The organism is Actinosynnema sp. NPDC037264 (genome assembly GCF_055603705.1).
The window spans coordinates 488146-498191 of sequence record NZ_JBVJVK010000001.1; the positions used below are offsets into that span (position 1 = coordinate 488146).

Annotated in this window: 12 protein-coding genes; 3 read left to right on the forward strand and 9 right to left on the reverse strand. The window is 72.6% G+C overall.

The features are described 5' to 3' along the window. Positions 1 to 6 precede the first annotated feature (6 nt). The 3 genes from ACZ7GX_RS02410 to ACZ7GX_RS02420 all read right to left on the reverse strand — a co-directional run bounded on the left by ACZ7GX_RS02410 (position 7) and on the right by ACZ7GX_RS02420 (position 2014). The gene (locus ACZ7GX_RS02410) at positions 7 to 366 is read right to left on the reverse strand and encodes a hypothetical protein (protein WP_498771928.1); all 360 of its coding nucleotides are present in this window, start codon (positions 364 to 366) and stop codon (positions 7 to 9) included. A 1-nt stretch (position 367) separates the two neighbouring features. Next, positions 368 to 1222 (reverse strand): hypothetical protein, encoded by an 855-nt coding sequence (locus ACZ7GX_RS02415; RefSeq protein WP_498771930.1) that lies wholly within the window; start codon positions 1220 to 1222, stop codon positions 368 to 370. Positions 1223 to 1327: 105 nt separating this feature from the next. Further along, entirely contained in the window at positions 1328 to 2014 is a 687-nt protein-coding gene (locus ACZ7GX_RS02420; RefSeq protein WP_498771932.1) for a Crp/Fnr family transcriptional regulator, read from the reverse strand. A gap of 280 nt (positions 2015 to 2294) precedes the next feature. On the opposite strand from ACZ7GX_RS02420, the gene ACZ7GX_RS02425 reads away from it, so the two are divergent. Then, positions 2295 to 3422: an NADH:flavin oxidoreductase/NADH oxidase gene (locus tag ACZ7GX_RS02425; protein ID WP_498771934.1), complete on the forward strand. Its 1128-nt coding sequence runs from the start codon at positions 2295 to 2297 to the stop codon at positions 3420 to 3422. A gap of 75 nt (positions 3423 to 3497) precedes the next feature. Here the strand turns inward: ACZ7GX_RS02425 and ACZ7GX_RS02430 are convergent, their stop codons facing one another. Continuing rightward, the gene (locus ACZ7GX_RS02430; RefSeq protein WP_123745067.1) at positions 3498 to 3683 is read right to left on the reverse strand and encodes a DUF3073 domain-containing protein; all 186 of its coding nucleotides are present in this window, start codon (positions 3681 to 3683) and stop codon (positions 3498 to 3500) included. A 162-nt stretch (positions 3684 to 3845) separates the two neighbouring features. On the opposite strand from ACZ7GX_RS02430, the gene ACZ7GX_RS02435 reads away from it, so the two are divergent. After that, complete coding sequence (locus ACZ7GX_RS02435; RefSeq protein WP_498771936.1) at positions 3846 to 4727, forward strand: DUF8083 family protein; 882 nt, start codon at positions 3846 to 3848, stop codon at positions 4725 to 4727. Here the strand turns inward: ACZ7GX_RS02435 and ACZ7GX_RS02440 are convergent. From ACZ7GX_RS02440 to ACZ7GX_RS02460, 5 genes are all read right to left on the reverse strand, one after another. After that, complete coding sequence (locus ACZ7GX_RS02440; protein ID WP_498771938.1) at positions 4680 to 5876, reverse strand: MFS transporter; 1197 nt, start codon at positions 5874 to 5876, stop codon at positions 4680 to 4682. The two genes, ACZ7GX_RS02435 and ACZ7GX_RS02440, sit on opposite strands and share 48 nt — an antisense overlap. A gap of 46 nt (positions 5877 to 5922) precedes the next feature. After that, complete coding sequence (locus ACZ7GX_RS02445) at positions 5923 to 6504, reverse strand: RsiG family protein (RefSeq protein WP_498771940.1); 582 nt, start codon at positions 6502 to 6504, stop codon at positions 5923 to 5925. A gap of 60 nt (positions 6505 to 6564) precedes the next feature. Then, positions 6565 to 7413 carry a beta-keto acid cleavage family enzyme gene (locus ACZ7GX_RS02450; protein WP_498771942.1) on the reverse strand — a complete coding sequence of 283 codons (849 nt, stop codon included), beginning with the start codon at positions 7411 to 7413 and terminating at the stop codon, positions 6565 to 6567. 103 nt (positions 7414 to 7516) lie between these two features. Then, the gene (ygfZ, locus tag ACZ7GX_RS02455; protein WP_498771944.1) at positions 7517 to 8608 is read right to left on the reverse strand and encodes a CAF17-like 4Fe-4S cluster assembly/insertion protein YgfZ; all 1092 of its coding nucleotides are present in this window, start codon (positions 8606 to 8608) and stop codon (positions 7517 to 7519) included. After that, the gene (locus tag ACZ7GX_RS02460) at positions 8605 to 9048 is read right to left on the reverse strand and encodes a Fur family transcriptional regulator (RefSeq protein WP_498771946.1); all 444 of its coding nucleotides are present in this window, start codon (positions 9046 to 9048) and stop codon (positions 8605 to 8607) included. The genes ygfZ and ACZ7GX_RS02460 overlap by 4 nt, the downstream gene beginning before the upstream one ends. A 34-nt stretch (positions 9049 to 9082) precedes the next feature. On the opposite strand from ACZ7GX_RS02460, the gene ACZ7GX_RS02465 reads away from it, so the two are divergent. Further along, the gene (locus tag ACZ7GX_RS02465; RefSeq protein WP_498771948.1) at positions 9083 to 9925 is read left to right on the forward strand and encodes an aminodeoxychorismate lyase; all 843 of its coding nucleotides are present in this window, start codon (positions 9083 to 9085) and stop codon (positions 9923 to 9925) included. Positions 9926 to 10046: the final 121 nt, after the last annotated feature.

Sequence of the window (10046 nt, forward strand, 5' to 3'; positions counted from 1 at the left end):
TCGATTTCACCGCCCCGCGGTGGCGCCCGCCGCGAAGTCCTCGGCCACCCGCGGCAGGGCCGGCCCCACGTCGTGCAGCACCGCGCGCAACGGCCCGGCGGCCTCCGGGCGTTCCCACAGCATGGTGTGGATCGAGCCGCGCCACTCGGTGGTGAACTCGGCCCGCGCCAGCTCCAGCCGCGCCCTCGGCACGGCGACGAGCCGGCTGCGCGCCTCGTCCAACCGGGCGCTGACCAGGTCGACCAGGTCGGGGGCGAGGGCCGCGGCCACCCGGGTCCGCAGGTCGGGCCACTGCTCGGTGTCCGCCACCGTCGCCAGCGCGCCCGCGGCCGCGCCGGCGAGGAGTCTCAGCGGTTGCTCGCGCACCTCACGCCCTCTCGTCGTTGTCCCTGCGGTAGGTCGGGCCGAAGTGCGAGCCCCGCTGGTCGTTGCGGTCGAAGTGCTGGATCACGTCGGCCTTCTGGTGCGTCACGTGCGCGTCGCGGCCCGCCTGGATCACCGTCGACCCGCCGGAGGCCACCGCGCTCTGGTTCACCGACGGCGAGCCCACGACGGGCGAGACCGGGTCGGCCGCGATCGGCTCGGGCGTGACCGGGTCGGCCGCGGCGCCCGGCTCGTCGACCGGCCCGCCGCCCAGGACCAGCGCGTGCACGTCACCGCTCGGCAGCCACATCCACCCGTGCCCGTGGAACGTCTTCACCCGCACGTCCACCCGCCGGAAGTCCTCGGGCCGCAGCGTGGTGTGCCGGGCGGCGACCAGCGACGTGAACAGGGAGTCCGACAGCACCACGACGAGGTCCGAGTGCGGCGACTGCTCCAGCGCCGCGTGCGCCGGCTCGCTGTTGAGCAGCCTGCTGACCAGCACGGCGTCCTGCCCGGGGTAGCCGTTGGCGCCCTCGACCGTGGTGCCGAAGTGGATGGCCATCCGCATCCGCAGCTTGGCCTCCGGTACCCGGTAGCGGTTGGTCGAGGCCAGCTCGGCGTCCAGCGCGCGCACGTACCGGTCGACGACGTCGCCCTCCGGCGTCGTGGCGGGCAGCACGGCCCACTCCTCGTCGCCCTTGGCCTGCCGCCGCCACGTCGAGCGGTCCAGGCCGGCGGCCGCGCCCGCCCGGTCCAGGCTGCGCACCAGCAGCTCCTGGAGCTCGCGCTGGAGCAGGTCGTCGGCCGACCCGTAGCTCCTCAGGTCACAACACACCAGCAGACTGCGCTGGAAGCTCATCGGCCAGGCCTTTCGACGGGTGCTGACGCACTGCGGACACACGACTGCGCAGAGTCACTGTGGACTACTGCATCGGCGGGAATACCGCAGAAATGCGGTCTCGCGTCAGAAGCCCGCGAATTTCCTCAGCCCCGCCAGATCCGGCACCAGCACGTCACGCCTCAGGTGACTCACCACCACCCCCGCTTTTCGCAGATCGGAGAACGCCTTCTCGGCCGTCCTGGGCTTCATCCCGGCGATGGAGGCGAGTTCCACCTTCGTCAGCGGAATTCCCAACGTCCACCCGTGCGACTCTTCGCGCCCGTAGGTCTGCACCAATTCGGCCAGCACCCGGGCCACCCGTTCGGCGGCCGGGTGGGACAGGAAGTCCCGCCGGCGCTGGTTCGCCCAGCGCAGCCGGTCGTTGATCATCCCGATCAATTCGACGAAGACGTCGTTGCGCCGGTGCAGGAACGCCATCAGCTCGCCGCTGGTGATCAGCTTCGCGACCACGTCGCCACAGGTCACGACGGTGGCCGAGCGCGGCTTCTGGTCCAGCGCCGCCATCTCGCCGACCAGGTCGCCCGCGACCCTGATCGCGAGCAGCGCCGTGTCACCCGTCTCGTCCGTGGTCTGCACCTTGACCACGCCGTCGAGCAGCAACAGGACGTGAGTGTCCTTCGCGTCCTGCTCGATGACCTCGCGGTCGGCCGTGTACCGCACGACCGTGCCGATGTTCAGCAGCTCTTGTCGGGTGTTGTCTCGGAGGCGACCCAGGAGGCTGTTGCTGGGCCACCCTGGATCCTGCGTCATCGTGGTCGGCATGGGCAGCATGTGGATCCTGTTACTGTCGTGACCGGCGGGAACTTCCAATGGGCCGACCTGCGTCGGGCGGCAAGTGATGGTCTCCCCGAACGTGCTGCGGACAGTACACCCGAATGGGCGTAACTGGTGTCCTCTTGTTCGGCGTTTTGCCGGCCGACCTCCCATTGAAGATCACGTGCGAATGCACGCGCAATACCGAATCGAATGGAATTGCGCAGCTCCCGTGAGGTGGGACGGGGGCCACACCGGGGAACAAGGGGCCGATCCGGTGGACTTGGACGTGGTGACGCGCCGCGAGGCCGTCGTCGTACCGGAACGCCTCCAGGAGTCGCACGTGAGCCAGCTGTTCAGCCCGCTGACCCTCCGCACGGTCACGCTGCCCAACCGCATCGCGGTCAGTCCCATGTGCCAGTACTCGGCGCGCGACGGTCACCCGGACGAGTGGCACCTCGTGCACCTCGGGTCGCGCGCGGTCGGCGGCGCGGGCCTGGTGTTCACCGAGGCGACCGCGGTGCAGGCCATCGGGCGCATCTCGCCCGAGGACACCGGGCTCTGGGACGACGCGCACGTCGAGTCGTGGCGGAAGGTCGTGGACTTCATCCACGCGCAGGGCGCCGTCGCCGGCGTGCAGCTCGCCCACGCCGGCCGCAAGGCCTCGACCTACGCGCCGTTCGCGGAGCAGCGGGGTGGGGTCGCGGACGCCGACGGCGGCTGGACGCCCGTCGCACCGAGCGCCGTGCCGTTCCACGAGACCTACCGGACGCCGGTCGAGCTGGACGACGAGGGCATCGCCGGGGTGGTCGCCGACTTCGCCGCGGCGGCGAAACGCGCGCTGGCGGCCGGCTTCCGGGTGGTCGAGGTGCACGCCGCGCACGGCTACCTCCTGCACGAGTTCCTGTCGCCGCTCAGCAACCACCGCACCGACGCCTACGGCGGTTCCCCGGAGAACCGGACCCGGCTGGTGCGCGAGGTCACGGCCGCCGTCCGGGAAGCCGTCGGCGAGGACGTGCCGGTGTTCGTGCGCATCTCCGCCACCGACTGGGTCGAGGGCGGCTGGACCGCGGAGGACAGCGTCGTGCTGGCACGCGACCTCGCGGCCCTGGGCGCCGACGTGATCGACGTGTCCACCGGTGGCAACACGCCCACGGCGGACATCCCGATCGGCCCCGGCTACCAGGTGCCGTTCGCCGAGGCCGTGCGGCGGAAGGCCGACGTGCCCACCGGGGCGGTCGGCATGATCACCGACGCCCGGCAGGCCGAGCAGGTCCTCGCCGATGGCTCGGCCGACCTGGTGCTGCTCGGCCGGGAGCTCCTGCGCGACCCGTACTGGCCGTTGCACGCGGCTCGGCAGTTGGGGGTGCAGGTCAGCCCGCCGAGGCAGTACGCCAGGGCGTAGTTGGGCCCGCTGCAAAGGTCGGGCTGCCGGTCTGGATAACCGGCAGCCCAACCTCAGCAGCGGGTGTTGTGTGTGTCAGCGACGGTAGTCGTCGTATTCGTCGTCCGACGGGTCGTCGAAGCGTTCTTCGCTTCGGCGAACACCTGCGGACTCGCCGCCGGACAGCTCGCGTTGCAAGGCGTCGACGTCGATGTTGTGAGAGCTGTATTTGAGCTCCCGCGCCACCTTGGTCTGCTTGGCCTTCGCTCGGCCGCGCCCCATGGCTCGACCCCCTCGCACAGGGACGGGGGCGGCCGGGGGAACGGCGGCCCCACTCGTCTCGACAACTAGTTCCTGGTAACTACCGTACCGTGTCGAAGGGGTTCCCCGCGACGCGGTAGGCGTGACACGTACCGCCAAATCTCACCGTGGGAGGATGCGCGGGTGCCTCAACCGTTCGTCGCCTACCTCAGGGTGTACGAACCGCTGTCGGCTCTTGACGCACCGTTGGCGGATCAGGTGCGAAAAGCCCTGGAAGACGGGGTCTTGAGCCGTGCGGACGTCGGCGCGCGCGAACGGGAGCTGTGGTTGCGATCACAACTCGCCCGGCCGCGCCGCCTCCTGCCCGGTGAGCGGTCGGACGGCAGCGTCTCGCCCGACGCGCCGTTCGACGTGATGACCATCAGTCCCGCCGAGGTGCCCGGCGAGGTCGGCCCGGGTCCCCTGGTCTGCCCCTTGGACCTGCGCGCCCGGTCGGCCGCCGCGCTCGTCGGCTTCCTGGCCACGGCCACCGGCCCGTTGCGCGAGGAAGCCGTGGCGGTGGAGCCGGAGGAGATCCGGTCGCGGGCCTCGGCGGTGATGGCCGAGCTGACCGCGGGCGCCGTGCACGTCATCTCGACCACCTGGACGGTGCCGCTGCCCTGGTTCGCGCTGGTCGAACCGGAGGCGCGGCGGGTCGTGCTCGCGCCGAAGGGCGACCCGGAGCGGCAGGTCTCCTGGCGGGTGTCCATGCCGGACGCCCGCGCGCGGGTGGCCCGCGCGCACCGGGTGGTGTCGGGTTCGCTGGGCGAGGCGGGTCCGGCCAAGGTGCTCGCCGACACCGGGCGCTGGCTCGACCACTTCGCGCCCGACTCGGCCGTCGAGCTCGACTACGGCGGGTTGGTGCAGCTCATCGACGACGAGGACCTGCTCGAGGACAGCTCCGCGACCGACGTGAACGCGATCGTGGACGCCCTGGAGACCGGCGACGCCGAGGAGGTCGCCCTCCGGTACGAGCGGCTACGGGAGTTCTGGGGCGAGCTCGCGCGCCGCGAGCGGCACGGCTAGCAGCACGCGGGCGCCCACGGCCGCCGCCGCGGCCACGAGCAGGGCGGCGGGCCAGCCGACGCCCACCGCCACCAACCCGGCCAGCGGCGGCGTGACGGTGGCGCTCAGGTAGTTGGCGGTGTTCTGCATGCCGAGCGCGATCCCGGTCCGGCCGGGCGGCGCCAGCTCGCCCGCCGCGGTGATCGCGACGCCGTTCCAGCACAGCGCGAGCGCCGCCGTGGGCACGAGCACGGCGGCCAGCAGCCACACCGGGGCCCGGTCGAGGGCCGCGCACAGCGCGAACCCGATCGCGATCAGCACGCTGAGCACCTTCAGCGGCCCGACCCTGGTGGCCGACCGGTCCGACCACACGCCGACGAGCAGCCGGCCGACACCGCCGCTGACCTGGGCGGCGGCGAACAACCCGGCGGCCAGGCCCACGGCCACGCCCCGGTGGTCGTGCAGGAGCTCGACCATGAGGGCGGCGGCGGTGAACTGGGGCACGACGAGCAGGCCGCTCGCCGCGCTGAGCCGGATGAGGCCCGGGTCCTTGAGCACGAGACCGTGCTGCCCCTGCCCGGACCGCACGGCCCACGGCGGCTCCCGGATCCACAGCGCCACCGCGATCGCGACGAAGCCGGTGAAGCCCGCCAGCGCCAGGAACGCCGCCGGCACGCCGGCCCGCAGCGCGACCACCGGCAGCACGGCGGCGGCGAGGGCCGCGCCGAGCGGGGTGGCGGTCTGCCGGATGCCCATCGCGAACCCACGCCGTTGCGCGGGGAACCAGGTCAGGACCGCCCGGCCGCTGGCGGCGTTGACGCTCGCGCCGAACAGCCCGACGCCGACCAGCGCCACCCCGGCCACCACGGGCCCGTCGAACGCGGCCAGGGCCAGGCACCCGGCCGCGCCGAAGCCGCCGATGGCCATGACCAGCCGCTCACCGCGCCGGTCGGCCGCCGCGCCCCACAGCACGAGGGTGAGCATCGTGCCCAGGTTGACCGCCCCGAGCAGCATCCCGACCTGCGGCAACGACAGCCCGAAGTGCGCGCGCAGCTGCGGGGTGATCGCCGGCAGGCCGAGGAACACCGCGGCGTTGGCGCCCTGGGCGACCGCGCCGACCGCGAGCACCACCCAGCGGTACCGGGGCGAGGCCGAGCGTTGTTGTGCCATCGACCGGCCACGTTAGGCGGCCGGCCCACATGTCGGGAGAGCGTTCCTATTCCTTGGAACGGCCGGGGTTGGCCGGCCAGCCCCGCTCCGCGGCCAGCAGCTCGTCGACCGAGGCGCTGCCGCTCTGGTAGCGGCCGGCGATCTCGGCGTTGAGCTGGTCGACCACGGCCTGCACCTCGCGCCGCCGTGACGAGACCGAGGCCTCTTCGCCGACGAACACCCGCAGCGCCAGGATCAGCTTGTCGTCCGTGAGCGCGCTCACGTCCGACAGGTCGACGTCCGAGACGAGGGCCTCGACGTGCCGCCGGTGCGCCTCCGCCCGGGAGGGCTCCTGCGTCTGGTACCGCCCGTGGCCGGTCGCGGGACCGACGGCGTTCGAGGCGAGGATGGTCGCCAGCTGGTCGACCACCGCCGAACCGCCGGACGTCCGCCGCTCCTGCTCGGCCCGCACGATGTCGATCCGCGCGTGCAGCAGCCTCCGCAGGTACGACAGGTCGGTCTCCTCCTGCGCCGCTTCGTCGCGCAGCGCGCGCACCTCGGCGAGCGGGAGCCGCTCGACCCCCTCGGTGTAGTCGGGGGCGAGCACCCGGTCGATACGGCGGCGCCCGCCGGGGCGCACCTCGATCACGTACTCATCCTGAGGTAGTTCGTGTCCACCCGCCAACACAAACCTGCTTCCAAAGTTGTCTCAAACCTGTACCGGACTGCGCACGCCCAGAAGTGCACGTGCGTCCGCGGGCGACAGCGGCGGGCGCTGGGCGATCTTCGCCAGTCCCGCCGCGCGAGCGACCAGTTGCGCGTTGTCCCGGACCGGCTGGCCCTTGGCGTAGGACACGGTGTCCTCCATGCCCACCCGGACGTGACCGCCGGCGGCCAACGCCGTCAGCATCACCGGCAGGGTGGTCCGCCCGATGCCCGTCGCCGAGAACGACGCGCCCTCCGGCAGCAGCCGCAACGCCGCCACCAGCGTCTCCGCGTCGCCCGGCATGCCGCCCGGCACGCCCATCACCAGGTCGACGTGCACCTTGCCGCCCGCGGGCAGCCCGTGCTGGTCCAGCAGCCGTCGCAGCGACGCCAGTTGGCCGATGTCGAAGATCTCGTACTCGGGGACGATGCCCCGCTCCTGCATTCCCTTGTGCAACGCGACCACGAACTCCCAGCGGTTCAGGAACACGTCGTCGCCGAAGTTCACCGTGCCCATGGTGCAGGACGCCGAGTCGGGCAGGGCGTCGAGCACCTTGAGCCGGTCGGCCTCCGGGTCGGTCACCGCGCCGCCCGTGGACAGCTGCACGACCAGGTCCGTCTGCTCGCGCAGGGCGGCGACCGTGGCCTTGAGCAGCCCGAGGTCCAGCGTCGGCCTCGTGTCCGCGCCCCGGATGTGCACGTGCACCATCGCGGCGCCGACCTGTTCGCACGCCCGTGCGGCGGCGACCAGTTCCTCCAGCGTGACCGGCAGCTGGGGCACGTCGGCCTTCGCGTGCTCGGCCCCGGTGGGCGCGACGGTGATCAGCGTGCCGTGGGATCCGGGTCGGGACATGTCGTGATCCTGGCACAGAACCCGTTCGGGCTAGCGCCTCAGCGGTACCCCGCGGGCCGGGAACCGCAGGCAGGGGAAGTCGCCGGTTTTCCGGTCCGGACGATCACCGGCCCAGGTTGCGCGCCGCCTCGCGGCCGAGACCGGGGGTGTCCGGCGGCACCGAGTCGGGGTCGACGTTCGCCTGCACGCGCCGGTCCTCCGCGCCGACCAGCAGCTCGGTCTCCGGCGAGACCGACCGCTTGACCAGCGCGAGCACGATCGTGCCCAGCTCGTGGTGCAGGGCGACGCTGCCGACGCGGCCGACCACGCGGTCCTCGACCAGCACCGGGTCGCCGGTCTCCGGCTGCACCTCGCGCGACCCGTCCAGGTGCAGCAGCAGCATCCGGCGGGGCGGGCGGCCGACGTTGTGCACCTTCGAGACGGTCTCCTGGCCCCGGTAGCAGCCCTTGTCGAGGTGCACGGCCTCGCCGATCCAGTTCACCTCGTGCGGGATGGTCTTCTCGTCGGTGTCCACGCCGAGCCGGGGGTGCAGCGACTCCACCCGCAGCGCCTCGAACGCCCAGCTGCCCGCCGGGCGCGCGCCCGCGTCGGTGAGCCTGGCCCACCAGTCGGCGATCCCGCCGCGCGGGACGACCAGGTCGACCGCGTCCTGGCCCGGCCACGTCATCCGGCGGGCGAAGCCGCCCTCCAGGGCGACCACGCCGTGCGGGCCCGCGGGCACCGGCAGGTCCAGCTTGGCGAACAGGCCCTCGACCTCCGGGCCGACGACGGTCAGCACGGCCAGCTCGGCCGTCGCGTCCCGCGGCTCGACCTTCGACCAGAAGACCATCTTGGTCAGGTACGCCAGCAGCTCGGCCGCCCGCGACGCCTCCGTGTCGAGGTAGACGACACCGCCGACGTTCGCCACCACGGCGTGGTGCTCGACCCGGCCCTGCACGTCCAGGATCAGCGCCTCGGTGCCCTCGTCCTCGCCGAGCGCGGCGAAGTGCTGGCTGGTCAGCGAGTGCAGCCAGGTCAGCCGGTCCTCACCCGGCACCGCGAGCACGGCCCGGTTCGACCGGTCGAACACCGCGACCGACCGCGTCGCCGAGCGCTGCTCGGCGAACGGGTCGCCGAAGTGCCACGGCACGCCCTGGTCGGGAGCTCCCTCGAACGGGGCGACGGCACCGGGGGCGGTCAACAGCGGTGAATTCACTCGGACTCCTTCGGTGCGCTCAGGCACTCGCGGCACGTGCCGGACAGCGCGAGGTGGCTCGCATCAAGTTCGAACCCGTACTCGTCCCGCAGTGTTCCCCCGAGCGGGGAGAGCAACTCGCACGGCACCTCGTCCACCCGGCCGCACCGGTGGCACACCAGGTGCACGTGCTCGTGCGCGTGGACCGAGTAGTTCGGCGCGCCGTGCCCGAGGTGGGTGTGCCGGACCAGGCCGAGCCGGTCGAGCAGGTCGAGCGTGCGGTAGACCGTGGTGATGTTGACCGTCGGCGCGGTGACCTGGACGCGCTGGCAGATCTGCTCGGGCGTGGCGTGCCCCAGCTCGCGCACGGCGTCGAGCACGAGCTGGCGCTGGGGTGTCATCCGCATGCCGCGTTCGTGCAGCGTCTTGCGCAGGGCTTTCGGGGCGCTGGCGGTGTCCACGAACCCGATGGTAGGCCGTGAGTAGTCTCACGGTATGCGCGTGCTCGCACTACTGGACGGAACGCTGGCCGACCCCGACGCCCCGCTGATCCGGGTCGACGACTTCGGCCTGATGCGCGGCGACGGTGTCTTCGAGACCATCCTCGTGGTCGACGGCAAGCCACGGGAGCTCGCCCCGCACCTGGACCGGCTGGCCCGCTCGGCGGCCATGCTCGACCTGCCCGAACCCGACCGGGCGGCGTTCGAACGCGCCGTCGACCTCGTGCTGGACAACTGGGCGGGCGGCGCGGAGATCGCGCTCAAGCTCGTCTGCACGCGGGGGGTCGAGGGCGGCGACGGCACGCCGACCGGCTTCGCGCTCGGCATGGACATCTCGCCGAAGGTGATGGCGCAGCGGGCCGAGGGCATCGCCGCGGTCACCCTCGACCGGGGCATCGAGCCGGGCCTGATGGAGCGCGCGCCGTGGCTGCTGCTGGGCGCCAAGTCGCTGTCGTACGCGGTGAACATGGCGGCGATCCGCGAGGCGGAACGGCGCGGCGCGGCCGAGGTCGTGTTCACCACGTCGTCCGGCTCGGTGCTGGAAGGACCCACGTCCACCCTGATCATGGCCCGCGGTCGGACCCTGACCACGCCGCCCGCCGAGCTGGGCATCCTGCCGGGCACCACGCAGGCCGCGCTGTTCCGCGCCGCCGGGCGCGAGGGCTGGGCGGTCGAGGTGCGGCCGATCGAGGTGGAGGAGCTGTACTCGGCGGACGGCGTGTTCCTGGTGTCGAGCGTCCGCAAGATCACCCGCGTGCACACGCTGGACGGCAAGACGCTGCCGGACGCCGCGGAGCTGCACGGGCGGCTGGCCGCGCTGTACGAGGCTGAGTACTAGGCCGCTGTGTTGGATTGCCGCTGCTCCGCAGACGGCGGGCGAGGTCGCGTCGGTCGTTCGCGCCCTGATTCCCGGCGATCGAAAAGCGTGATCGCCGGGAATGAGGACGCGAACGACCGAC

What these genes read in the sequence shown, in the direction of transcription:
- ACZ7GX_RS02450 (WP_498771942.1), bottom strand. Translation starts at nt 7,413, where the DNA reads ATGTCCCGACCCGGATCCCACGGCACGCTGATCACCGTCGCGCCCACC.
- ACZ7GX_RS02440 (WP_498771938.1), bottom strand. Translation starts at nt 5,876, where the DNA reads ATGGCACAACAACGCTCGGCCTCGCCCCGGTACCGCTGGGTGGTGCTC.
- ACZ7GX_RS02415 (WP_498771930.1), bottom strand. Translation starts at nt 1,222, where the DNA reads ATGAGCTTCCAGCGCAGTCTGCTGGTGTGTTGTGACCTGAGGAGCTAC.
- ACZ7GX_RS02420 (WP_498771932.1), bottom strand. Translation starts at nt 2,014, where the DNA reads ATGACGCAGGATCCAGGGTGGCCCAGCAACAGCCTCCTGGGTCGCCTC.
- ACZ7GX_RS02465 (WP_498771948.1), top strand. Translation starts at nt 9,083, where the DNA reads ATGCGCGTGCTCGCACTACTGGACGGAACGCTGGCCGACCCCGACGCC.
- ACZ7GX_RS02430 (WP_123745067.1), bottom strand. Translation starts at nt 3,683, where the DNA reads ATGGGGCGCGGCCGAGCGAAGGCCAAGCAGACCAAGGTGGCGCGGGAG.